The sequence below is a fragment of the uncultured Roseobacter sp. genome (assembly GCF_947492555.1).
Taxonomy (GTDB): domain Bacteria; phylum Pseudomonadota; class Alphaproteobacteria; order Rhodobacterales; family Rhodobacteraceae; genus Roseobacter.
The window spans coordinates 605443-628208 of the sequence record NZ_CANLNE010000002.1; the positions used below are offsets into that span (position 1 = coordinate 605443).

Here is a 22766-nt window from a genome sequence, read left to right on the forward strand (position 1 = left end):
TTTCACGCAGCGCCACGACTGGCAACTGGTGACAGAAAATGTCAGTGGATTGTGAGAAGGTTTTTGGCGAACCTGCATCCAGACAAGGAGTATGATGATGTCCAAGACCGGGAGCTGCCTTTGTGGCGCCGTAAGCTACACGCTGACCAGCGAACCGAAGGAATTCGGTGCCTGCCATTGCAACATGTGCCGCAAGTGGAGCGGTGGAATCTACCTCGGTCTGGAAGTGCCAAGCGACAGCATCGAGATCAAGGGCGCAGACAACCTGACCACATATGCATCATCGCCCTGGGCGGAAAGGGCGTTTTGCAAGACATGCGGCAGCAGTGTCTACTACCGGGTCACGGCGCCGGGTCCGCATGAGGGCACGTATCATCTGGGGGTCGGTACGCTGGATGACGCCGGTGCCGCGCCGCTGACGGGCGAGCTGTTCATCGACAACAAGCCCAAGGGCTACAGCTTTGCGGAAAAGACACATCAGATGACCACCGAAGAGGTCATGGCGATGTTTGCGCCGGAGACCTAGCGCCCGCCCAGCATCGCCAGCCGGATAAAGGCGCGTTCCACCAGGGCCATGCCGGGCGCATTCTGCCCGGCGGAGCGCAGTTGCAGATCGGTGTCGGTCAGCAGGGTGATTGCGGTTTCCAGTTTCGCCGCACCCCAGCGCCGGGATTGGGCCAGCATCCGGTCCCGGTTGGGTCCGAAGATCGTGGGCCTGCCAGAGATGTCGCTGGCCGCGCGATGCAACGCCCGGAAATGGCGCATCGCCCCGATGCACAGCCCGACGGGTGTGGCACCCTGTGCCACCAGTTTTTGCATCACCGGGCCGATGTCATGGGCGCGGGCTTCGGCCACAACCATCAGCACATCGTCCACATCCGCCTCAGTGGACGTTGGCGCGCAGGCGGCGATATCTGCGGCAGACACCGGATCGGCCTCGTTCATCTTGTAAAGCGCCAGTTTCTCAACCGTCTGACGGAAATCACCGGGATCGATCGCTTGCGCGAGATCGGCGAGGGCGGCCATCGCGTCGCCGGGCACCTGTGTCAGACCGGCGTCGCGCAGGGCGGTGTCGATTTCTTCCCGTGTCGGCGGGTTGTCGTAGATCGCCGCCGCATAGGCCTGCGGATGGGCTTCAAAGGCTTTGCGCAGCTTCGAGGTCGGTTTGAGGGCACCGCCTGTCACGATGATCTGTGCATCGCCTGGCTGCCAGTCTTCCAGTGCAGCAAGAATCGCCGGAGCAGCGGTATCATTCGCTTCTTCGACAAAAACCGCACGGGGACCCGGAAAAAAGCCCACTGCCTTAATGGCATCGATCAGCAAGGCGGGATCCTTGCGGATATCGCTACCCGCCATCCGGCTCAGCCGCATTTCCTCTTCGGCGCCGTCACCCAGCAGGGCAGTCAAAACCTGCTGCCGCTTCAGAGCCACGCGCATGCCATCCGTGCCGTAGATCAGCAACCCGGTCTTGCTGGCGTCCGGTTTTGCGAAATAGGCATTGGCGTCGCGCGGGGAAAGTTTCATCAGATGTCTGCGACCAGCACCCGCGTGACGATCTGGTCGGCCAACAGAATCATCAGACGCTTTTGAGCATCACGTTCTGCCGCCAACGTGGCAACGGTTGTGCCAGCGGCGGAGTATCCGGTGAAGTTATCGACCGACCCGGAGGTGATCACGCGGCCCGTGGCGACCTCGACCAGAGAATAGTCAGCGTAACCCAGCAGGTTGTAACGCGTGATGTTCCCCTCGCGGTCAACCGCAAGGTTTTCCTGGCTGGAACGCACAGACAGGTTCAGCCGGTAGACAGGTTCTGCCGCGCGGCCCAGGCGCTCTTCAATCCGCTGCGTCGCAAGGAATGCATTGCGGGTCGACGGTTCTGACACCGTGATGCTGTTCTGCACCTGCGTGCCTGTCCCCCCCGTTCCGTAGACCGGTGTAAAGCCGCAGGCGGCAAGCACCAGCGGCAAAATCAGCAGAAATTTTCGACTAGACAACAACATTCACGATCCGTCCGGGGACAACGATGACTTTCTTGGGCGCAGCGCCATCAAGGGTTCTGAGCACAGCCTGATCCGCAAGCGCTGCCTTTTCAACCTCTTCTTTGGGCATATCGGCAGGCACGGTGATTTCGGCGCGCCGCTTGCCGTTGACCTGAATGGGCAAGGTGACGGTGTCGGAAACCAGCATCGCCTCATCGGCCTTGGGCCACGGGGCGGTTGTGATCAGCCCCTCGCCGCCCTGATGTGCCCAGATATCTTCGGCCAGGTGCGGGGTCATCGGTGACATCAGCTGTGCCAGCGTCATGATCGCCTCGCGCTGGGCGGTGTATCCTGCCTTGGATTTCTGCAAAGTGGCGGTGAAGGCGTAAAGCTTTGCAATCGCAGCGTTAAAGCCGAAGCTTTCGATTCCCATGGTTACGTCGTGGATGCAGACATGCATGGCGCGCAGCAGTTCCGCATCCCCTGTGCCTTGGGCGCTTTTGTCCATCGCGCCGATCCGGTCGCAAAGGTTCCAGACGCGGGTCAGATGCTTGAACGCAGCCTCCGCACCGCTGGCTGTCCATTCCACATCCCGCTCGGGCGGGCTGTCGCTCAGCACGAACCAGCGCGCGGTATCGGCGCCGTAGGCCGAGATGATGTTGATCGGGTCGACGACATTCTTCTTGGACTTCGACATCTTGGCCGAAGGGATGATCTCTACCTCTGTGCCGTCAGCCAGCTTCCCGTCGGTCACGTCCTCGGGTAGGTGATAGACAGGCCGTCCCTTGTCATCGCGTGTCTGGTAGATCTCATGGGTGACCATGCCCTGGGTGAAAAGCGCGTCGAAAGGCTCTTCAGTACCCTGTGGCAGGTGCCCCGTGATCCGCATCGCCCGTGCGAAGAACCGCGAATAGAGCAGATGCAGAATCGCATGCTCAATGCCGCCGATGTACTGGTCCACGTTCATCCAATAGGCGGCGTCTTCCATCACGGTCGGTGTGTCGGCGTGCGGGGCGGTGAAGCGCGCGAAGTACCACGAGCTGTCCACGAAAGTGTCCATCGTGTCGGTTTCCCGCCGCGCAGGTTTGCCACAGGACGGGCAGGCGGTGTCCCGCCATGTCGGATGCCGGTCGAGCGGATTGCCGGGGACGCTGAGGTCCACGTCATAGGGCAGCTCAATCGGCAAGTTCTCTTTCTTCTCGGGCACCACACCGCAGGCCTCGCAATGGACTACCGGAATCGGGCACCCCCAGTAACGCTGGCGGGAAAGGCCCCAGTCGCGCAGCCGGTACTTGGTCACACCCTGCCCAATACCGTTCGCCTCGCAAAAGTCGATGGCGGCGTCGATGCCTTCCAGCCCAGTCTGATGCGGCTCGCCTGCGAAGCCGCGGTTGTAAAAGACCTTCTCCGTCTTGGCGGGCACATAGGCCTCTGTCAGGGTTTCGTCGCTGTCCTCAGACGGCAGGTAGGTCGCAATGATCGGCAGCCCGTATTTGGTGGCAAACTCGAAATCCCGCTGGTCATGCGCCGGACAGCCGAAAATCGCCCCGGTGCCGTAGTCCATCAGGATGAAGTTCGCGATATAGACGGGCAGTTCATGGGAGGTATCGAAGGGGTGGCGGACGCGAATGCCCGTGTCGAAGCCCAGCTTTTCGGCAGTCTCGATGGCCTCTTCGGTGGTGCCCCCCTTGCGGCACTCCGCGCAAAAGGCGGCGACATCCTCGCGGTCCCGCTCCAGCACCTTGGCAAGGGGGTGATCGGGCGAAATGCCCACAAACGACGCGCCCAACAGGGTATCGGGCCGGGTGGTGTAGACCTCGATCCGGTCGTGCCCGTCGGGGGCGTCTATGGTCGAGAAGGCAAACTGCAGCCCGCGGGATTTGCCGATCCAGTTCTCCTGCATCAGCCGCACTTTGGCGGGCCAGTTCACCAGACGATCCAGCGCTTCAAGCAGCTCTTCCGAATGATCACTGATCTTGAAGAACCACTGTGTGAGCTCGCGCCGCTCGACCAGCGCGCCGGAGCGCCAGCCGCGTCCCTGTTCGACCTGCTCATTCGCCAGAACGGTCATGTCCACCGGATCCCAGTTCACCACGGCGTTCTTGCGATAGACCAGGCCCGCCTCGAGGAAATCGAGGAACAGCGCCTGCTGCTGGCCGTAGTACGCCACATCGCAGGTGGCGAACTCACGCGACCAGTCGATGGAGAGGCCTAACGGCTTCATCTGGGCGCGCATGTCACTGATGTTGTCGTAGGTCCAGTCCTTGGGATGCCCGCCGATGGCCATTGCCGCGTTTTCCGCAGGCATGCCGAAGGCGTCCCAGCCCATGGGGTGCAGCACGTTATGGCCGGTGCTGAGCTTGTAGCGCGCGATCACGTCGCCCATCGTATAGTTGCGCACATGCCCCATGTGGATGCGGCCGGAGGGGTATGGGAACATCTCCAGCACATAGTATTTGGGCTTGTCGGCCGAGCGCACGGCCTTGAAGACTTCATCCCGAGACCATGCCGCCTGCCAGCGGGCTTCGATCTCTGCGGGGGTGTAACGCGTCATGACTGCGTCCTTTTTAACGTGAGAGCGCCGGGAGCCGTTTCATCTACGGGGCCCGGCGCTGATGTTGCATGGGTCTGGAAAAACCGAATGACTAGAGCCTGTTATCCGCGATGCGTAGTTGCCGTGCGCGGCTTAGAATAGCGTCTTCCACCGCGCGAACGGTGGCTGCACTTGCCGGACCACCCTGGGTCTGCAGCGATACATTCAGCGAGCGCGCATCCAGGGCCGGATCATTGATCAATACGGTCGCGCGGTAGGACCGGCCCCCGCCGGGCGGGCGGCCAAAGCCGGTGATGATCACGCCGGTAAACGGGTCGACCGATTGCACGGGCAGGAAGTCGAGCACCTCCAGCGAGGCCGACCAGATATACTTGTTCACCGCCACATTCGTTTCTGTGTTGCGGCGCCCGAAGGCTTCCCAGATCGTTTCCGCTCCGGCACCGTCTGACGCGCGCGCCGCGTCGCTGTCTATGTCAGGGTCAACCTCGGCAGGTGCACCGCCCGTGCGGCTGCCCCCGCCGCAGGCGGACAGCGCCGCGACAACGGTTGTGACGGCAAAGAGCCTCAAAATACTGGTTGGTGTCATGTCGCTACCCGCTACTCAATCTCGGCTGCACGTTAGTCTATCTAATGGAGGAGGGACAAGGGCGTTATCGTCTATAAGGCAGTTGGTACATATGGGTTTTTACGCAACTGATATCTGTGTGCTGGGGCGATATGAAGGAGTGTGGCAAAGCTGCACCATTTTTCCCGGCTCTCGCCTCACCTCTGTCCAAGTCCTTGCAAAAGGGGGGGGTTAAGAGCGAAACACTGCTCAGGTTCAAAAGGGATTCCCCCGTTGGACAACGAATAGCAAACCGAGGACAAGTTCATGAAAAAACTTCTCATCGCTACAACAGCACTGGTGGGAACAGCCAGCGTCGTAGCAGCTGACAATGCAAACATTAACTTCGGCGGGTATGGTCGTTTTGGTATCCTGTACGAAGAAGATCGTGCTGGCGGCACCGAAGAGGACACACGTATCGAAAGCCGTTTCCGTCTGAACATCGACGCATCCACAGAGACAGACGGCGGCATCCGCTTTGCTGCTCGTGTTCGCGTTGAAGCCAACGAAAACGCCAACAACTCCGCAAACGCGGCGTCCTTCTCCGGCGCACGTTTCCAAGTGTCCTCCGGTGGCCTGCGCGTTCGCGTTGGTAACATCTCCGGCGTGACAGACGCGGCGAACGTTGTTAACTACTTCGGCTTCGAGCCCGGCCTCGTTGGTCAAACTGGCCAGTACGCCAACTCCGGCGTTTCGCTGCCAGCGTTCTCCAGCACAGGTGCAGGTAACAACGGCATCAACGTTCTGTACGAAATGGGCGACTTCAAAGTCATGGCGTCCTACACAGACGACCACACCGACAATCTTGGTGGTGCGGGCGCTACAGCGTTCGGCGATTCCTTCGAAATCGGCGCATCCTACACATTCAGCGCATGGACGCTGGGTGCCGTTTACGGTGAATTCGAAGACGCAGGTTCCGATGTAAGCGAAGACTGGATCGTTGCAACTCTGTCCGGCACCATCGGTATCGCAGACGTTTCGTTCCTGGTCTCCGACTTTGAAGGTGACGATGACGCCGTATTCGGTGCTTCGGCTTCCTTCCCAGTTGGCGCAGCAACAAGCATCCTCGCATCGTTCTCCGATGGTGGTGATGACGCCAACGACACATCCTACGGCCTGGGCTTCCGCCACTCGCTGGGTGGTGGTGTCCGTCTCGACGGTATGGTTGGCTCGAACGCAGCTGGCAACACCATTGCTGACCTGGGTGTTCGCTTCGACTTCTAAGTCGATCTGAATGATCCAAGACTTTTGGGGCAGACCTTCGGGTCTGCCCCTTTTCTTTTGCGTGGGGCTGTTATCTTGTGCGGCAAAAGATCGATTGGAGAGCCAAATGGGTTTAGCGGAGATTTCAGACCGGATCGCAAAGGCGGAGACTGCGGCAGGGCGCGAAAACGGATCGGTTAAACTCATCGCCGTTTCAAAGGTTCAGCCGAACGCTCGGGTCGAAGCCGTGCTGCAAGACGGTCACCGTTGTTTTGGGGAGAACCGCGTGCAGGAAGCCGCCGGCAAATGGCCCGCGTTTCGCGAAGCATTTGACGATATTGACCTGCACCTGATCGGACCCTTGCAAACCAATAAGGCGCGACAGTCTTTTGAGCTTTTCCAGAGCATTCATTCGCTTGACCGACCCAAGCTTGCAAAAACCTTCGCGCGGCTCGCGCAGGAGATGGGCACCTGCCCGGAGATGTTCATTCAGGTCAATACAGGCGAAGAGCCGCAAAAGGCAGGCGTGCTGCCCGCAGATACCGATGCGTTTGTTGCGGAATGCCAGGCGATGGATCTGCCCATACGGGGGCTGATGTGCATCCCGCCAATCGAAGAGGAGGCCGCATTGCATTTTGCCCTTCTGGCCAAGATCGCCGCGCGCAACGGTTTGTCCGGCCTCAGCATGGGCATGAGCAGTGATTTCGAGAAGGCCATCGCGCTGGGTGCGACGCATGTGCGTGTGGGCTCTGCGATTTTCGGAGAACGCACGCCCACCTGAGAGTGCGGTCAAGACGGACGGGGATCCGGAACGATCAACCGTGTCTTGTAGCCGATCCGCGGAGCAATCCGGTGCAAATCGGCACGCGACAGGGCAATGCACCCTTCGGTCGGATATCCCGGCCTGCGATACTGGTGCATAAAGATCGCTGAACCACGCCCTTTCACCGCATAAGGCCAGTTCCAATCCGTCAGGATTACAAGATCATAGAGCGGATCGGCCCGGCGCAGCTTTTCGTGGCTGGCGTCGTAAGGCGCACGGACCATCAGATTATAGTCAGGATCGCTGCTGTCATCTGACCACAGATCACGCGGGCCAATCGGCAGTGCCCAATGCGTGGGCTGCGCCATCCGGTCCGGCCGGTAGAGCATGCCGACAATCCGGTGCACGCCAACCGGTGTTGCACCGTCGCCTTCTCTCTTGTCCCGCGTGCACCCGGTTTTGCCGAGTGTGCAGGGATAGGTCCGGCCCTGAAAACGAATGCCCCTTGGTGTCAGAACCAGATCATCGGGGGTCACAGCAGGTGGCCCGACTTTGCTGCCTTGGTGGCCAGATAGGCATGATTGTGGCGGTTCTTTCCAACCTGCAATGGCACCCGAGTGGCAACGGTGATCCCGCTGGCCTGCATCATCTCCACTTTTCGCGGGTTGTTGGTCAGCAGGCGGACGGAGGAAAAGCCCATCGCCTGCAGGATGTCGGCCCCGAGCCTGAAATCGCGTTCGTCGTCCTCGAAGCCAAGGCGGTGGTTGGCCTCTACCGTATCGAACCCCTGATCCTGCAGGGAATAGGCGCGCATCTTGTTGGCCAGACCAATCCCGCGCCCCTCCTGGTTCATGTAAAGCAGCACGCCCTGGCCTTCCTGACCCATCTGGGCCAGCGCCGCGCGCAGTTGGGGACCGCAGTCGCATTTGAGCGAGCCCATCAGATCCCCGGTGACACAGGCCGAATGAAGCCGCGTCAGCACCGGTTGTGACCTGTCGGGGCGACCGATTTCGACGGCATAGTGTTCTTCCCCGCCGTCTTCGGGCCTGAACACGTGTAACCGGCCCACCTCCGATACTTCCAGCGGCAAGCGGGCGTTTACAACCGGGTGCAACGGGCTGCGATGGCTCAGGTGCGAAACAACCTCATTCAGCGAAAGGATGGTCAGGCCATTGTCCCGTGCAAAACGCGCCGCATCCTCGACGGGTGTCACCAGAACCGCTGGTAGCAGCCGCGCGGATTTGGCGATCTGCAGGCCTGCACGGTGCGCATCGACATCGCCGCCACGCGCGCAGGCCAGAGGCCCCTTCATCGGCGTCATCAGATCACCCGCCGGGTCGGCGATGCCGAGCACCCAGTCCAGCGTCGCATCGGGCGGCAGCAAAACCCGCGCGAGATCGCCATCATAGACACGCGCCTTCAGGGTTTCGGCCCGTCGCGCGGTGATGGCGACCACGCTGTCACCGGGCATGTCCAACAAAACCTTCAGGCGGGAGGGAGAGAGCGTTTCTGCCGAGGAAATCAACACTGGTGCGGGGCAATCCACCACCACAGGAACGCCCATGCGCAGGTCAGCCCGCGCGCGCGCCAGTAGTTCAGTGATGTCGGGTCCGATGGTCATGATGTTACAATGCCTGTATTTTCCGCGGTTGATCTAGGCCAATTCCAACGAAATTGAAACATTTCGCGGTCCCGGTAACACGACCGCGTGAGAGAATTCGCTGCGCGCTTGCGGGAAAGCGCAGGAACACACATTTGTGTTTCACTCAAGGGAGACAACCTATGGCACAGTTAAAAAAGATACTCTTGGTCGATGATGACGACGATCTGCGCGAAGCGCTGAGCGAGCAGTTGATCATGACCGAGGATTTCGATGTATTTGAGGCCGCAAACGGCGCCGACGCAATGGTCCGGGCGAAAGAAGCACTTTACGATCTGGTGATCCTCGACGTTGGTCTTCCCGATACGGATGGTCGCGAGCTCTGCCGGCTGATGCGCAAACAGGGTGTAAAAAGCCCGATTCTGATGCTGACCGGACATGACAGCGACGCGGACACGATCCTGGGTCTGGACGCCGGGGCCAATGATTACGTCAGCAAACCCTTCAAGTTTCCGGTCCTTCTGGCACGTATTCGCGCACAATTGCGCCAGCACGAACAATCCGAGGACGCAGTGTTCCAATTGGGGCACTATACGTTCAAGCCGTCGATGAAGATGCTGGTCACCGAAGATGACAAGAAGGTTCGTCTGACCGAAAAAGAGACTAACATCTTGAAATTCCTCTATCGTTCCAACGACGGCGTGGTGCCGCGGGATGTGCTGTTGCATGAGGTTTGGGGGTATAACGCCGGTGTAACGACCCACACATTGGAGACGCATATCTACCGTCTGCGTCAGAAAATTGAACCAGATCCGTCCAATGCGCGCCTTCTTGTGACCGAATCAGGCGGATATCGTCTTATGGCGTAACGCGTTGGGTTTTTATTAACCAATTCGCGCTTATATGAATCGTGAAGGTGGCAAGTCATTCAGGTCACATTCAGAAATCCCGCGCATGTCCGGGTTATGACATGCACCTCCCTGTTGGACTTGGCCGGGCCTTGTGCCCGGTCTTTTTTTTGCCCATCCGCATGATCCTGAACGCTGCCTTTCCGCACGTTTCGGCATGGCGAAGGGCCACAGCACGCGCTAGGGTGCCGCGAAATCGAAGCGGAGCGCAACTATGACCTTTACCCTGGCCACCTGGAACATCAACTCCGTCCGCCTGCGCGCAGAGCTCGTACTGAAGCTGCTCGCCGAAGAAGGCCCCGATGTTTTGTGCCTGCAGGAGTGCAAGAGCCCGGTGGACAAGATGCCGCTGGAGGCCTTTGCCGCCGTTGGCTACGGGCATGTCGTTGCGCGGGGTCAGAAAGGGTACAACGGCGTGGCGATCCTGTCGAAAATCCCGATGCAGGAGGCCGGATCGCATGACTTCGCCGCGCTTGGCCATGCCCGCCACATCGCTGGAGAGCTGGAAAACGGCGTGACCGTGCATAATTTCTATGTTCCGGCGGGTGGTGACGTTGCAGACCGGACCGTGAACGAGAAATTCGGTCAGAAGCTCGACTATCTGACGGAGATGCGGGACTGGTTCCGGGACAATCACCCCGAAAAGTCGATCCTGGTCGGGGACCTGAACATCGCGCCGCGCGAAGACGACGTCTGGGATCACAAGAAGCTTCTGAAGGTCGTCAGCCACACGCCGGTTGAGGTCGAGCACTTGGCCGAGACGCAGGACGCCGGAGGTTGGCACGACGTGACCCGAAATGACATCCCCGAGGGGCGGCTTTACAGCTGGTGGTCCTACCGGGCAAAGGACTGGGATGGCGCTGACAAGGGGCGCAGGCTCGATCACGTCTGGGCCAGCGGCGATATCGCAAGTGCCGCGCATTCCAGTCGTATTCTGCGCGACGCCCGTGGTTGGGAGAAGCCCAGCGACCATGCACCTGTCTTTGCCACTTTTGACCTTTGAATTGATACGCGGCCTCCCATATAACCCCTGACGCAACCCGTAAGGACACGAAGATGATGGACCTGAACCTGAGCGCAGCCCCCGCCGCCGATGACCTGATCAAGGACTCGACCGAAGCAACCTTCATGACGGATGTGGTTGAGGCGTCGCAAACCACGCCGGTGATCGTTGATTTCTGGGCACCGTGGTGCGGGCCGTGCAAAACCCTCGGACCGCAGCTCGAAGAGGCGGTGCGCGCGGCAAAAGGCGCGGTGAAGATGGTCAAGGTCAACGTGGACGAGGCCCAGATGATCGCGGGGCAGCTGCAGATTCAGTCTATTCCGACGGTTTATGCCTTTCACAAGGGCCAGCCGGTGGACGGGTTTCAGGGTGCCGTACCGCAATCGGAGATCAAGGCGTTCATCGATCGCGTGGTGAAAGCGGCGGGTGGCGAAGCCCCCGGCGATACGTTGGATGAGGCGGTCGCTGCCGCCGAGGAAATGCTGGCCGATGGGGCCGCCACAGACGCGGCCCAGACTTTTGCGGCGATCCTGGGGGAAGACCCCAATCACGCGGGGGCCTACGGTGGCATGGTGCGTGCGCATATCGCCATGGGCGAGCTGGATCAGGCGGAAGCCATTCTGAATGGCGCGCCAGCGGAGATTTCACAATCTCCCGAACTCGAAGCGGCGCATGCGCAGCTGGAACTGGCGCGGCAGGCCGAAGGGGCCGGGCCGGTGGATGACCTCAAGGCTGCGGTGGAGGCCAACCCGGACGATCCGCAGGCGCGGTTTGATCTGGCGCTGGCGATGCACGCCAATGACGATATCGAAGGCGCGGTCGATCAATTGCTGGAGCTTTTCCGGCGCGACCGGGAATGGAACGACGGCGCGGCCAAGACGCAGCTTTTCACCATTTTCGAAGCGCTGAAGCCAAACGACCCGATCATGTTGAATGGACGGCGAAAACTGAGCTCAATGATATTTGCCTGAGGCGGCGCGCGGGCTAGGTGGAAGTCTATGATAAAAGCCGCAGAGCTTCCCGACACAATTGCGATTTTTCCGCTGCCCGGTGCTCTATTGCTGCCGCGGTCACGATTGCCGCTTCATATCTTTGAGCCGCGCTATCTGCAAATGCTTGAAGACGCATTGAAAACCAGCACGCGCCTCATTGGCATGATCCAACCCAACGAGGTGCCGGGGCGCAGCGGCAGTGGTCTGCATTCCATCGGATGTGCGGGCCGGATCACGCAGTTTTCGGAAACCGAAGACGGGCGCTACCTGATCACACTTGGGGGTGTTTCGCGGTTTCGCGTGGTGCAGGAGGTGCAGGGGTTCACCCCGTACCGACGTTGCGACGTAAAGTGGGACGGCTTTGACCGCGACCTTGGGCCGGATGAAAAAGACCCCTGTTTTCAGCGGGCCGGATTCATGGACCTGCTGGGCCGGTATTTCGACGCGCGGGAGCTGTCCGCGGATTGGGAAACCTTGAAAGAGGCCGACGACGAGCTTTTGATTAATTCCTTGTCGATGATGTTGGATTTCGACCCCGAGGACAAGCAGGCGCTGCTGGAAGCCCCATCGCTTTCCACGCGGCGCGAAACACTGGTGACCCTGATCGAATACCAGTTGCGTGGGGGCGCCGAGAGCGAGATGATCCAGTGACAGAGACAGCCGTGGAATTCGACCGCCGCATGCTGGAGGCATTGATTTGCCCGCGCAGCCAGACAACGCTGAAATATGACGTGGAGCGGCAGGAGCTGATCTCGACCACCGCCAATCTGGCCTATCCAATCCGTAACGGCATTCCGGTGATGCTGGTGGACGAGGCGCGCACGCTCGACTAGAGGCGTTCGCCTTTCATCAGGCGGGGCAGATCGCCGGTGAGACCTGCGGCCTCGCGGATGAAACTGCGCCGCAGGGCAGGCATCCGTCCAACCACACCCATGCCAAAATCACGCAGGCCGCGCAGGAGCGCGTTATCGTTTGAAAACAGACGATTGAACCCATCGGTGGCCATCGCCAAGGCGGCGTTGTCGAAGCGTCGCCATTGCTGATAGCGCCCCAGAACGGGTGCGGACCCAACGTCCTCTCCGCGCCGGGACGCGTCCGCAATCACATCCGCCAAGGCGGCCACATCCCGCAACCCGGCGTTCAGGCCCTGCCCGGCAATCGGATGCATTCCATGCGCGGCATCTCCGACAAGTGCCACGCGCGACGCAATCAGCTCGTTTGCCAGCGAGAGCGACAAGGGATAGGTGAACCGCGCACCTGCCAGCGAAATTTCCCCCAGGAAGCTGCCAAATCGCGGCCGCAGCACGTCGAGGTAATCGGCCTCGGACAGGGCGTTGATTTCCCGTGCGTTCTGCGTGGTTTCGCTCCACACGATAGAGGATCGATTGCCGGTCAGCGGCAAAATGGCCAAGGGACCGGCGGGCATAAAGAACTGATGTGCGACGCCATGGTGCGGCAATTCATGGGCCAGTGCACAGACCAGGGCGGTTTGGTCATACCCCCAACCGGTGCGCGTGATGCCTGCGCGCGTGGCCGTGCCGGACCCGCGCCCGTCACACCCCGCAAGCAACCGCGCGCGTAGTGATTTCCCGGATGCGAGCGTTGCGGTCACACCCGTTGCGTCCACTTTCTGCGCGGTCACCGCGTCGCCGTTGATCTGTCGGATCGCTTTGACCTTTTTGACAGCATCAAGGAGGGCCGGGCGGAGATGCCGATCTTCGACCATATAGCCCATCGGGCCCTCTTCGATCTCGGCGTGATCGAAATGCATGAAAAAGGGCGACGGGCCTTCACCCGCGCGCCCATCGCTGACCTTGATGTCGAGCATCGGCTGCGCCTGATCTTCGATGGTGTCCCAGACACCCAAGGCGCTGAACAGCCGCGTCGATGTGAGCGCCAGCGCGTAGGACCGCCCATCGAAAGCCGCATTCTTGCGCGTCTTTACCGGCAAGGCATCGACGAGGGTCACGGTTTGTCCTGCACTGGCCAGGGCCAGCGCGAGGGCCGGGCCATTCAACCCGCCACCGACAATGAGGATGTCACAGTCAAACTCCATATGTCTCAATAGGACCGGGGGAGGGGGATTGTCCATGCGCGCTTGCGTCGCTACCCTTTTGCCGGGGACATCGGGGAGCAGGACATGCAGGACTGGTTGCACATGACGGCCGCCGCGCTGGGGCGGGGGATTGCGGCGGGAGAGATCGATCCCGTGGCACTGACGCAGACCTATCTGGATGCGATTGATGCTCATCCGTTGAAAGACAGGATTTTTGCGCGTGTGACGCATGATCGGGCCTTGGCGGAGGCCGAGGCCGCTGCCGCCCGTGCGGCCTCCGGCCAGCGTCTGTCGCCACTTGATGGCGTTCCGATCAGCTGGAAGGATCTCTTTGATACTGCGGGCGTGGTGACCGAAGCAGGTTCGAAATTGCTGGTGGGGCGGGTACCAGACGTGGACGCCCGTGTGCTGGCCAATGCGACCGCGGCGGGCCTGATCTGCCTTGGCAAGACCCATATGTCGGAGCTGGCCTTTTCCGGTCTGGGCTATAACCCGAGCACGAATACCCCGCCTTGCGTCAACGATGAAGGTGCCGTGCCGGGTGGCTCATCCTCGGGTGCCGCCGCGTCGGTGGCCTTCGGGCTTGCTGCGGCAGGCATTGGCTCTGATACCGGCGGATCGGTGCGCATCCCGTCTGCCTGGAACGACCTCGTGGGGCTCAAGACCACCTCCGGCCGCCTCAGCCTTGAAGGCGTGGTGCCGTTGGCGCTGCGTTTTGACACCGTGGGCCCGCTCTGTCGGTCGGTTGAGGATGCGAACTTGGTGATGGCCGTGATGGAGGGACGCAAGGCTTTTGATCTGAAGGGGGCGACACTGACCAACAGGCGGTTCGCCATTCTTGAGACCGTGGCAACGCAGGATGTACGCGAAGAGCCTATGGCCGCATTCCAGCAAGCGGTTGTGCAGCTTCACGCGGCGGGTGCCCGTGTCGACCGCATTCACGTTCCCGAAGTCGAAACCGCGATGGCGCAGAGCACTTGTGTTTATACATCAGAGGCTTACGGTCTCTGGCGCGATGTGATCGAAGCCAACCCGGATGCCATGTACGGCGAGATACTTGAGCGGTTCCGTCTGGGCAAAAATCATACCGGGCCAGACTATGTTGCTGCCTGGGCAGCGCTCGAAGCGGCGCGGCTGGCCTATGATCAGGCGACGGCTGGGTATGATGCGGTTTTGTTGCCCACTGCGCCGATTCTACCGCCAAACCTGGAGCGCCTGAATGCGGATCACGCTTACTACGTCACCGAAAATCTTCTGGCTTTGCGCAACACGCGGATTGGCAATCTGCTGGGTCTATGCGCCCTGAGCCTGCCCACTGGCGTGGCCAGTTGCGGGCTGATGATGATGGCTCCCCCCGACTGTGAAGGTGCGTTGTTGCGCCTTGGAGCGGCTGCGGAGAAGGCATTGGCTTAAAAGCAACAAATTCGGAATAAGCTGCGCGTTTTTCTGGACGCAGGCCGCCGCCTTGGGTACCTTGGACAAAACGGGACGTTAATGATCCCGATCTGAGGCAGTTTTAATGGTGTATCCTGAGCGGTTTTCGAACCTTCCGGCACATGCTTGGCCGCGTTTGCGCGCCCTTTTGGACGTATCCAACGGGGGTGGCCCGGCTATTCACATGACAATTGGTGAGCCGAAACATGTGTTTCCGGCGTGGGTCATGGATGTGATTGCGCAAAATGCGGCGGGGTTTAACAACTATCCGCCAAATGAAGGCTCACCTGAGCTGCGCGCGGCGATCTGCGGTTTCGTGAACCGCCGCTACAGGGTGCCGCTTGACCCAGACGCGCAGGTCATGGCGCTGAACGGCACGCGGGAAGGGCTTTACAACGCCGTTATGGCGCTTTGCCCGGAGACCAAGAACGGTCAGCGTCCCACGGTTTTGATGCCGAACCCGTTTTATCAGGTGTATATGATCGCGGCGCTGTCGGTTGCCGCCGACCCGATCATGGTGCCCGCGACGCTTGAGAACGGTCACCTGCCTGACTTCACCAACCTGCCGGAAGACGTTCTGAACCGCGCAACCGCCGCCTACATCTGTTCGCCCGCCAATCCGCAAGGGGTGGTGGCCAGCCGGGAGTATTGGCGCCACCTGATCACCCTGGCGGAGAAATACGATTTCAAGGTCTTTGCCGACGAGTGCTATTCCGAGATTTATCGCGATACCCCACCGGTAGGCGCGTTGCAGGTGGCGCACGAAATGGGCGCGGACCTGAACCGCGTTGTGATTTTCCATTCACTGTCTAAACGGTCGAACCTGCCGGGCCTGCGGTCGGGTTTTGTCGCCAGCGGTGCGGAGAACATCCGGGAGATCAGACAGCTGCGAAACTTTGCCGGTGCGCCTTTGCCACAGCCGTTGCAGGCCGCTGCCGCCGCCGTCTGGGAAGACGAGGCGCATGTGATCGAAAACCGCGCGCTTTATGTCGAAAAATACGACATCGCCGATCGTATTCTGGGGAATGTGCCGGGCTATGCGAGCCCTGAGGCCGGATTTTTTCTGTGGTTGCCGGTGGAGAATGACGAAGAAGCGGCAGTAAAGCTTTGGCGCGAGACCGGCGTGCGGGTGCTGCCCGGCGGGTATCTGGCGCAGGACTATGACGGGGTGAACCCCGGACAAGGATACATCAGGGCCGCGATGGTGGCCCCAAAGACGGAAACGGCGCGCGGGATCGAACTGATCCGCGACTGCCTTTATCCGCAATAAGGTACGAGGGATCAGAGCATGGCATATCAAACACGTGGACGCGACCCGCTGCTGGACAGCAATATGGCTGAGGCGGTCGAAAAACGTGGCAAGGAACTGCTCGGGCTGGTTTTGATCGCGCTGGGTTGTGCAGCCTGCGCGATGATCGCCTCCTACACGCCGGATGATCCAAACTGGATGGTCTCGACGGATGCGGCGGTGCAGAACTGGCTGGGGCGTACGGGTGCTTCCATCGCTGCGCCGCTCTTCATGATCGTGGGGTGGGGCGCCTGGGGCATTGGCATCGTGCTCGTAGCCTGGGGTTTGCGATTTGCCCTCCATCAGGGCGCGGAACGGGCGATTGGGCGGCTGATCTTTGCGCCGATCGCGATTGCACTGGGCTCGATCTACGCGGCCACGCTGACACCTGATGGCAATTGGTTGGACACCCATAGCTTTGGCCTCGGCGGGCTCTTCGGAGACACAGTCATGGGCTTTCTACTGACGCTTTTGCCCATTGGCTCCACCTTCACGGTAAAACTGATGTCGGTGCTGATGGCGGTGGGTATCCTGGCGCTTGGGGCCTTCGTGACAGGTTTCACCAAACCGGAATTGATGCGCATCGGGCGCTTTCTGCTTGTCGGCGTGGTGATGATCTATGCGGGCATCATGGCCCTGCTGGGACGTGGTGCAAGCGGCGCCCTGACGACAGCACAAAGCCTGTCCGCGCGCCACGCCGAACGCCGCGCGCAGGCGCGAGAAGAACGTGCTGCGGCAGCAGAGGCGATTGCCGCTCAGACCATCCACACAGAAGTGGCCCCTGCCCATGATGCGCCGGCCTTTCAGGAGCCTGAGGACGAACCCAGGGCGGGGCTGTTTTCCCGCATGCCCGGACTGATCAAGCGGCCGGACATCATGCCGGAACCTGAACTGGTTGAGAGTGATATGGTGATGGATGTGGACGATGCACCGGGCGAAGACCGGATCAGGGCGCGCATCGCGGATGTGATCAAATCACGTGCCCGCACCAGTTTGGCCGTGCAAACGCCGACAACCGCACCGTTGACCAAGGGTCGCGGTCGTGGACCCGATCCGCTGCTTCTGAATACCGATGGCGCGCGCGCCGAGCCGCCTTTGACCGCACCGCAAACCGGAGCGATCCCACCTGCGCCGCAAGACCTGAATCTTATGGCGCCCCTCGAAGACGAGGCCGTCGTCGACATCCCCGTTGCCCCCATAGCAGAGCCGCGCCGGGTGGTGCAGCAGCCCACGCGCAAGCCCGTGCAACCCTCCTCGCGTGCGCAGGCTGAGGCGCAGCCGAAGCTCTCTTTCGATGATACCCATCCCGGGTTCGAACTGCCGCCGCTCAGCTTGTTGGAAAACCCGATTGAAGTGCCGCGTTTACATCTCAGCGATGAGGCGCTGGAAGAAAACGCCCGGATGCTGGAATCGGTGCTCGATGACTATGGCGTAAAGGGCGAGATCGTCGCGGTGCGCCCCGGTCCGGTTGTGACAATGTATGAGTTGGAACCGGCACCCGGCCTCAAGGCGTCCCGCGTGATCGGTCTGGCTGACGACATTGCGCGCTCAATGGCTGCGCTGTCGGCACGGGTCTCTACTGTGCCGGGCCGCTCGGTGATTGGCATCGAATTGCCCAATGACAGCCGTGAAAAGGTGGTGCTGCGCGAGATCCTTTCGGCCCGCGATTTCGGCGACAGCAACCAGCGGCTGCCGCTTGCGCTTGGCAAGGACATCGGCGGTGATCCGGTGGTGGCCAACCTCGCCAAGATGCCTCACCTGCTGATCGCGGGGACCACGGGCTCGGGTAAATCGGTGGCGATCAACACCATGATCCTCAGCCTGCTCTACAAGCTGACGCCCGAGGAATGCCGGATGATCATGATCGACCCCAAGATGCTGGAACTCTCTGTCTATGACGGCATCCCGCATCTGCTTTCCCCAGTGGTAACCGACCCGAAAAAGGCGGTTGTGGCCCTGAAATGGGTCGTGGGCGAGATGGAAGAGCGCTATCGCAAGATGTCCAAGATGGGCGTGCGCAACATCGAAGGGTTCAATGGTCGGGTGCGCGAGGCGCTGGCCAAGGGCGAGATGTTCACGCGCACAGTGCAAACCGGTTTTGACGACGAGACCGGCGAACCGGTGTTCGAGACCGAGGAAAACACCCCCGAGGCGCTGCCCTATATCGTCGTGATTGTCGACGAGATGGCCGACCTGATGATGGTTGCGGGCAAGGAGATCGAGGCTTGCATCCAGCGTCTGGCGCAGATGGCGCGGGCCTCCGGCATTCACCTGATCATGGCCACGCAGCGCCCGTCGGTCGATGTGATCACCGGCACGATCAAGGCGAACTTCCCGACGCGGATTTCCTTCCAGGTGACTTCGAAGATCGACAGCCGCACCATTCTGGGCGAAATGGGCGCAGAACAGCTTCTGGGCATGGGCGACATGCTTTATATGGCGGGTGGAGCCAAGATCACCCGCTGTCACGGCCCCTTTGTCTCGGATGAGGAGGTCGAGGAGATCGTCAACCACCTCAAGGCCTACGGTGAGCCCGACTATGTCTCTGGCGTGGTTGAAGGACCGTCAGACGACAAGGAAAGCGACATCGATGCGGTTCTGGGTCTGGGTGGCAACACCGATGGTGAAGACGCCCTCTACGACACTGCCGTTCAGGTGGTCATCAAGGACCGCAAGTGTTCCACCAGCTATATTCAGCGCAAGCTGGCCATCGGGTATAACAAGGCCGCACGCCTTGTAGAGCAGATGGAAGACCAGGGGTTGGTGTCTCCGGCGAACCATGTGGGCAAGCGCGAGATATTGGTGCCGGAACAAGGTTAGAGGGTCCCGCGTTACATCAGCGATCACAGCGGATTGAAGCAAATGATCGCCACTGATATCGCATAACAGCGCGTTCAACCCTATCTGGGAGATAAGTTAGAATGTGCAAGGAGCCCATGATGAAACGCTTGTTCCCGGCCCTCTTGGCAATTTGCCTCAGCGGTATTGCGGCCCTGCCCGCCGCTGCGGACAAACTCTCGCTGAACCAGATTTCAAATTACTTGAATGGGCTGAAAACCGCGCAGGGGGCGTTCACGCAGATCAATGACGATGGATCGATCAGCTCGGGTACCCTGTACATCAGTCGCCCGGGCAAGATGCGGTTCGAGTATGATCCACCGGAACAGGCTCTGGTTCTGGCCAGCGCCAATGCAGTTGTGATCATCGACAACAAATCCAATCAGCCCCCTGAAACCTACCCGCTCAGCCGGACGCCGTTGTCCCTGATCCTTGCGCGACAGGTCAATCTTGGTCAGGCACGTATGGTGACGGGCCATGACTTTGATGGTACCGCGACAATTGTCACCGCGCAGGATCCGAAGAACACGGAATACGGCACCATCGAGATGAGCTTTACCGACACCCCTGTGCAGCTTCGACAATGGGTGATCAACGACGCGAACGGCGGTCGGACAACAGTCATTCTGGGGGAATTCGAAACCGGGGTGCGGCTTCAGAACAGGTTGTTCGATCCCGGCATCGCTTTGCAAAACCGGGATCGGTAGTCGTCAGCGCCGGAGGTTGCAGGTCGCAAGCTGTGCCTGGTAGACATCTGCCCGCGCATCCACCTTGTTCGCCACGTTCAACAGCCAGGATTTGCGATTGTAGCTGCCGCGCGCATACCCGGTGTGGCCCTCGTGATAGGCCAGATATTGGTTGCGCGTGTCCGTCAGGGGGATCCCGTTCTTGGAGCGACTGGTGACCATGTACCACCCCATGAAGTCCGATGCGTCCCTGATCCGGTCGCGCCGCGCAAAGCGTTTGCCCGTGGCCTTCTTGTAGTCTTCCCAAGTGCCGTCCAGCGCTTGCGCATAGCCATAAGCGCTTGACTGACGTCCCATCGGTATCACGCCGAGCGCGTATCGGTGTGGCGTGCGCGCATTGGAGATGAATTTGCTCTCCTGATGGATGGTCGCCATCTGAACGTGCACTGGCACGCCCCATTTTTGCTCCGTCTTGCGGAACGCCTTGATGTATTCCGGGCGCTCACTGGCGATTCTGCACGCGTCATCCAAATGCCGCGGTGCCGTGCCCTGGCCACCCCCACAAGAGGCCACCAAAACAACCAATGCCATAGCGCGAAGAGTTCTGCTCATCTGCCTCTCGCTTCTTTTATGTTTTTTATCAGTTTAGCCGAAAAGCACGATTTAGGAAATCCTGTTTTCTACCGTAGATGTGATATTTTGCGCATTTTTAATCGCTTAGCAGAGATGTGGCGGTCTGCCGCCGCAATTGCGCTACTGTCGGTAAGATGTTCACAAACTGTTTCGCAAAAATCCGAGGCTGTGATTGGACAAATCCCCCTTGAAGCGTTTAACTTCAATCGGTAAGGGGCTTGTTTGTAATGTTAAGAACGCGTGCCAAATACCATCTCGGACAAGTGGTCCGACATAAAAAACACCCCTTTCGTGGTGTGATTTTCGATGTCGATCCGGAATTTTCCAATACGGAGGAATGGTACGAGGCGATCCCCGAAGACAGTCGTCCGGTCAAGGAACAGCCGTATTACCACCTGCTTGCGGAGAACGAGCAGAGCTATTACGTCGCCTATGTTTCGGAACAGAACCTGATCGCAGATTATTCCGGGGAACCTGTGGATCACCCGGATATCCCCGATCTTTTCGGACCGTTTCAAAACGGGACATACCCGCTGCATTTCCAGCTGAACTGAGGTTAGGTGGCCTGAAAGCCCACCCTACCTGCTGATCAATACCCCAATGCGCATCCGTCTTTGCGTGGGTCGCTTGCGCCTTCGAGCACGCCATCATCGCGGATCAGAATCGCCTGGGCGCCCCCGATGGGGGTCTCCGGGATGCTGACATTGTGCCCCATGTCTGAGAGCTCCTGACGGACCGCGTCGGTGTAGCCCTTTTCAACCTTCATGTCGCCCCGGTCGGAGAAGGCCCGCGGCGCGTCGATTGCGGTTTGCGGGTCCATGCCGAAATCCACCAGGTTCGAGGCGAACCGTGCGTGACCGTTCGGCTGGTAGGCACCGCCCATGACGCCGAAGGGCATGATGATCTTTCCGTTTTTGCGCAGCATGCCAGGGATAATTGTGTGCATCGGTCGTTTGCCGCCCTTGAGCTCATTCGGGTGGCCTGCTTCCAATGTGAAGCCAGAGCCGCGGTTCTGCAGCAGGATCCCGAATTTATTCGAGGCGATGCCAGAACCGAAACCGTTAAAGATCGAATAGATCAGCGAAACCGACATACCGTCACGGTCGACGGTTGTGATGTAGATCGTGTCCTTATGCGTGTTCTCAGAAATCTGCGTGGCATCGGTCATGGCCTTGGTTGGATCAATCAGGGCAGCAAGCGCCCTGGCGGTTTCCATGCTCAGCATGTGGTCCAGTCGGGTGGTGTAATCCGCATCGGCCAGAAAACGGTTGCGGGCGTCGTAGGCCAGTTTGGCCGCTTCCGCTTCGAGATGCGTACGCATTGCGCCAAACGGATCCATGTCCGCGATGTCGAATTGGGCGAGGATGTTCAGCATCAACAACGCCGTTGCACCATGGCCGTTGGGTGGGTGTTCTACTACCTCGATGTCTTTGTAGCCCCCTGAAATGGGGGTCGTGTGGGTGCAGGCCGCGTTTGCAAAATCTTCGACCGTATGACGCCCCCCAAGCGCAGTTAGCGTGTTGATCATATCCTCGGCGACTTCACCGGTATAGAAAGCGTCACGCCCCTGTTTGGCGATGCGTCGCAGGGCATCCGCCTGACCGGGCGCACGAAACAACTGGCCCACTTGGGGGACCTGTCCGTCAACCAGGTAGTAGTCCCGCGCCTTGCCTTGCAAAACGGAAGCATCGCGTTCCCAGTCGAATGCAGCACGGGGAGCGACAGGCACGCCGTTTTCAGCAGCAGAGATGGCCGGTGCCAGCAGCGTGTCCAACCCGAGTTTGCCGACGGTTTCAGACAGGTGACAAAAGGCGTCGATGGCCCCGGGAATCGTCACGGAATGAGCACTCTGGATCGGGACGGTTGTTTCGCCCGTGCTGCGCAAATCAGCGGCGTCCAGGGCCGCCGGCGCGCGGCCGGACCCATTCAGCGCCTGAACATCAGCGTCGCCCTGCTGCCAGAGCACAAAGCAATCCCCGCCGATCCCGGTCATCTGCGGCTCGCAAATGCCCAACACCAAGGCACCGGCAATGGCCGCGTCCATCGCATTGCCGCCACGCTCCAGAATGTCGATGGCGGTTTTGGCGCCCAGCGGGTGCGACGTGGCGCACATGCCGTTGGTTGCAAGAACGGGCGAGCGTCCCGGAAAATGAAAATCGCGCATTTACAGCCTCTTTGAACAATTTTTGTGCAAAGTACCGCGTGATGCGCCAAAGTCCATGGCT

Annotated in this window: 22 protein-coding genes; 13 read left to right on the top strand and 9 right to left on the bottom strand. The window is 60.1% G+C overall.

Going from position 1 to position 22766, the window contains the following annotated elements; genetic code table 11:
- Window positions 1–97: 97 nt before the first annotated feature.
- Entirely contained in the window at window positions 98–526 is a 429-nt protein-coding gene (locus Q1A07_RS10015) for a GFA family protein (RefSeq protein WP_299780285.1), read from the top strand.
- Here the strand turns inward: Q1A07_RS10015 and holA are convergent.
- From holA to Q1A07_RS10035, 4 genes are all read right to left on the bottom strand, one after another.
- Window positions 523–1524, bottom strand: coding sequence for a DNA polymerase III subunit delta (gene holA / locus Q1A07_RS10020; protein ID WP_299780287.1), 1002 nt, complete (start codon window positions 1522–1524; stop codon window positions 523–525). The genes Q1A07_RS10015 and holA overlap by 4 nt on opposite strands.
- The gene (gene lptE / locus Q1A07_RS10025; protein WP_299780289.1) at window positions 1524–2000 is read right to left on the bottom strand and encodes an LPS assembly lipoprotein LptE; all 477 of its coding nucleotides are present in this window, start codon (window positions 1998–2000) and stop codon (window positions 1524–1526) included. Before lptE ends, holA begins: the two co-directional genes overlap by 1 nt.
- Window positions 1987–4533, bottom strand: coding sequence for a leucine--tRNA ligase (gene leuS, locus Q1A07_RS10030; RefSeq protein ID WP_299780291.1), 2547 nt, complete (start codon window positions 4531–4533; stop codon window positions 1987–1989). Before leuS ends, lptE begins: the two co-directional genes overlap by 14 nt.
- A gap of 91 nt (window positions 4534–4624) precedes the next feature.
- Window positions 4625–5119, bottom strand: a complete 495-nt coding sequence (locus Q1A07_RS10035) for a DUF3576 domain-containing protein (protein ID WP_299780294.1) — start codon at window positions 5117–5119, stop codon at window positions 4625–4627.
- A gap of 285 nt (window positions 5120–5404) precedes the next feature.
- Here Q1A07_RS10035 and Q1A07_RS10040 point away from each other — a divergent pair, with 285 nt between their 5' ends.
- Together Q1A07_RS10040 and Q1A07_RS10045 are read left to right on the top strand one after the other, a co-directional pair.
- Window positions 5405–6361: a porin gene (locus Q1A07_RS10040; RefSeq protein ID WP_299780296.1), complete on the top strand. Its 957-nt coding sequence runs from the start codon at window positions 5405–5407 to the stop codon at window positions 6359–6361.
- Window positions 6362–6467: 106 nt separating this feature from the next.
- The gene (locus Q1A07_RS10045) at window positions 6468–7121 is read left to right on the top strand and encodes a YggS family pyridoxal phosphate-dependent enzyme (RefSeq protein WP_299780298.1); all 654 of its coding nucleotides are present in this window, start codon (window positions 6468–6470) and stop codon (window positions 7119–7121) included.
- Between the two features lie 8 nt (window positions 7122–7129).
- On the opposite strand, the gene Q1A07_RS10050 is transcribed toward Q1A07_RS10045, so the two are convergent.
- On the bottom strand, window positions 7130–7639 hold the full coding sequence (locus Q1A07_RS10050; RefSeq protein ID WP_299780300.1) for a L,D-transpeptidase family protein: 510 nt from the start codon (window positions 7637–7639) through the stop codon (window positions 7130–7132).
- Window positions 7636–8724, bottom strand: a complete 1089-nt coding sequence (gene ribA / locus Q1A07_RS10055; RefSeq protein WP_299780302.1) for a GTP cyclohydrolase II — start codon at window positions 8722–8724, stop codon at window positions 7636–7638. The genes Q1A07_RS10050 and ribA overlap by 4 nt, the downstream gene beginning before the upstream one ends.
- 161 nt (window positions 8725–8885) lie before the next feature.
- Between ribA and Q1A07_RS10060 the strand changes: the two genes are divergently transcribed.
- The 5 genes from Q1A07_RS10060 to Q1A07_RS10080 all read left to right on the top strand — a co-directional run bounded on the left by Q1A07_RS10060 (window position 8886) and on the right by Q1A07_RS10080 (window position 12439).
- On the top strand, window positions 8886–9572 hold the full coding sequence (locus tag Q1A07_RS10060) for a response regulator transcription factor (protein WP_299780304.1): 687 nt from the start codon (window positions 8886–8888) through the stop codon (window positions 9570–9572).
- Window positions 9573–9825: 253 nt separating this feature from the next.
- Window positions 9826–10614 (top strand): exodeoxyribonuclease III, encoded by a 789-nt coding sequence (locus Q1A07_RS10065; RefSeq protein WP_299780306.1) that lies wholly within the window; start codon window positions 9826–9828, stop codon window positions 10612–10614.
- A gap of 53 nt (window positions 10615–10667) precedes the next feature.
- Window positions 10668–11585 (top strand): thioredoxin, encoded by a 918-nt coding sequence (trxA, locus tag Q1A07_RS10070; protein ID WP_299780308.1) that lies wholly within the window; start codon window positions 10668–10670, stop codon window positions 11583–11585.
- Window positions 11586–11612: 27 nt separating this feature from the next.
- Complete coding sequence (locus tag Q1A07_RS10075; RefSeq protein ID WP_299780310.1) at window positions 11613–12257, top strand: LON peptidase substrate-binding domain-containing protein; 645 nt, start codon at window positions 11613–11615, stop codon at window positions 12255–12257.
- Window positions 12254–12439, top strand: coding sequence for a Trm112 family protein (locus tag Q1A07_RS10080; protein ID WP_299780312.1), 186 nt, complete (start codon window positions 12254–12256; stop codon window positions 12437–12439). Before Q1A07_RS10075 ends, Q1A07_RS10080 begins: the two co-directional genes overlap by 4 nt.
- Here the strand turns inward: Q1A07_RS10080 and Q1A07_RS10085 are convergent.
- The gene (locus tag Q1A07_RS10085) at window positions 12436–13662 is read right to left on the bottom strand and encodes an FAD-dependent monooxygenase (protein WP_299780314.1); all 1227 of its coding nucleotides are present in this window, start codon (window positions 13660–13662) and stop codon (window positions 12436–12438) included. The genes Q1A07_RS10080 and Q1A07_RS10085 overlap by 4 nt on opposite strands.
- Before the next feature lie 84 nt (window positions 13663–13746).
- On the opposite strand from Q1A07_RS10085, the gene Q1A07_RS10090 reads away from it, so the two are divergent.
- From Q1A07_RS10090 to Q1A07_RS10105, 4 genes are all read left to right on the top strand, one after another.
- Window positions 13747–15075 (top strand): amidase, encoded by a 1329-nt coding sequence (locus Q1A07_RS10090; protein ID WP_299780316.1) that lies wholly within the window; start codon window positions 13747–13749, stop codon window positions 15073–15075.
- 109 nt (window positions 15076–15184) lie between these two features.
- Window positions 15185–16366, top strand: a complete 1182-nt coding sequence (locus tag Q1A07_RS10095) for an aminotransferase class I/II-fold pyridoxal phosphate-dependent enzyme (protein ID WP_299781404.1) — start codon at window positions 15185–15187, stop codon at window positions 16364–16366.
- Between the two features lie 18 nt (window positions 16367–16384).
- On the top strand, window positions 16385–19204 hold the full coding sequence (locus Q1A07_RS10100; protein WP_299780317.1) for a DNA translocase FtsK: 2820 nt from the start codon (window positions 16385–16387) through the stop codon (window positions 19202–19204).
- Between the two features lie 119 nt (window positions 19205–19323).
- Window positions 19324–19929 carry an outer membrane lipoprotein carrier protein LolA gene (locus Q1A07_RS10105; protein ID WP_299780319.1) on the top strand — a complete coding sequence of 202 codons (606 nt, stop codon included), beginning with the start codon at window positions 19324–19326 and terminating at the stop codon, window positions 19927–19929.
- 3 nt (window positions 19930–19932) lie between these two features.
- On the opposite strand, the gene Q1A07_RS10110 is transcribed toward Q1A07_RS10105, so the two are convergent.
- Window positions 19933–20520 carry a lytic transglycosylase gene (locus Q1A07_RS10110; RefSeq protein WP_299780321.1) on the bottom strand — a complete coding sequence of 196 codons (588 nt, stop codon included), beginning with the start codon at window positions 20518–20520 and terminating at the stop codon, window positions 19933–19935.
- Between the two features lie 248 nt (window positions 20521–20768).
- Between Q1A07_RS10110 and hspQ the strand changes: the two genes are divergently transcribed.
- Window positions 20769–21095: a heat shock protein HspQ gene (hspQ, locus tag Q1A07_RS10115; RefSeq protein ID WP_195820854.1), complete on the top strand. Its 327-nt coding sequence runs from the start codon at window positions 20769–20771 to the stop codon at window positions 21093–21095.
- Window positions 21096–21130: 35 nt separating this feature from the next.
- Here hspQ and Q1A07_RS10120 read toward each other — a convergent pair whose 3' ends face one another.
- Window positions 21131–22705 carry a gamma-glutamyltransferase family protein gene (locus Q1A07_RS10120; protein WP_299780325.1) on the bottom strand — a complete coding sequence of 525 codons (1575 nt, stop codon included), beginning with the start codon at window positions 22703–22705 and terminating at the stop codon, window positions 21131–21133.
- Window positions 22706–22766: the final 61 nt, after the last annotated feature.

Excerpts from the sequence above, each read along its gene's own strand:
- Q1A07_RS10015 (WP_299780285.1), top strand. The coding sequence starts at position 98 with ATGTCCAAGACCGGGAGCTGCCTTTGTGGCGCCGTAAGCTACACGCTG.
- holA (WP_299780287.1), bottom strand. The coding sequence starts at position 1,524 with ATGAAACTTTCCCCGCGCGACGCCAATGCCTATTTCGCAAAACCGGAC.
- lptE (WP_299780289.1), bottom strand. The coding sequence starts at position 2,000 with ATGTTGTTGTCTAGTCGAAAATTTCTGCTGATTTTGCCGCTGGTGCTT.
- leuS (WP_299780291.1), bottom strand. The coding sequence starts at position 4,533 with ATGACGCGTTACACCCCCGCAGAGATCGAAGCCCGCTGGCAGGCGGCA.
- Q1A07_RS10035 (WP_299780294.1), bottom strand. The coding sequence starts at position 5,119 with ATGACACCAACCAGTATTTTGAGGCTCTTTGCCGTCACAACCGTTGTC.
- Q1A07_RS10040 (WP_299780296.1), top strand. The coding sequence starts at position 5,405 with ATGAAAAAACTTCTCATCGCTACAACAGCACTGGTGGGAACAGCCAGC.
- Q1A07_RS10045 (WP_299780298.1), top strand. The coding sequence starts at position 6,468 with ATGGGTTTAGCGGAGATTTCAGACCGGATCGCAAAGGCGGAGACTGCG.
- ribA (WP_299780302.1), bottom strand. The coding sequence starts at position 8,724 with ATGACCATCGGACCCGACATCACTGAACTACTGGCGCGCGCGCGGGCT.
- Q1A07_RS10060 (WP_299780304.1), top strand. The coding sequence starts at position 8,886 with ATGGCACAGTTAAAAAAGATACTCTTGGTCGATGATGACGACGATCTG.
- Q1A07_RS10065 (WP_299780306.1), top strand. The coding sequence starts at position 9,826 with ATGACCTTTACCCTGGCCACCTGGAACATCAACTCCGTCCGCCTGCGC.
- trxA (WP_299780308.1), top strand. The coding sequence starts at position 10,668 with ATGATGGACCTGAACCTGAGCGCAGCCCCCGCCGCCGATGACCTGATC.
- Q1A07_RS10075 (WP_299780310.1), top strand. The coding sequence starts at position 11,613 with ATGATAAAAGCCGCAGAGCTTCCCGACACAATTGCGATTTTTCCGCTG.
- Q1A07_RS10085 (WP_299780314.1), bottom strand. The coding sequence starts at position 13,662 with ATGGAGTTTGACTGTGACATCCTCATTGTCGGTGGCGGGTTGAATGGC.
- Q1A07_RS10090 (WP_299780316.1), top strand. The coding sequence starts at position 13,747 with ATGCAGGACTGGTTGCACATGACGGCCGCCGCGCTGGGGCGGGGGATT.
- Q1A07_RS10100 (WP_299780317.1), top strand. The coding sequence starts at position 16,385 with ATGGCATATCAAACACGTGGACGCGACCCGCTGCTGGACAGCAATATG.
- Q1A07_RS10105 (WP_299780319.1), top strand. The coding sequence starts at position 19,324 with ATGAAACGCTTGTTCCCGGCCCTCTTGGCAATTTGCCTCAGCGGTATT.
- Q1A07_RS10110 (WP_299780321.1), bottom strand. The coding sequence starts at position 20,520 with ATGAGCAGAACTCTTCGCGCTATGGCATTGGTTGTTTTGGTGGCCTCT.
- hspQ (WP_195820854.1), top strand. The coding sequence starts at position 20,769 with ATGTTAAGAACGCGTGCCAAATACCATCTCGGACAAGTGGTCCGACAT.
- Q1A07_RS10120 (WP_299780325.1), bottom strand. The coding sequence starts at position 22,705 with ATGCGCGATTTTCATTTTCCGGGACGCTCGCCCGTTCTTGCAACCAAC.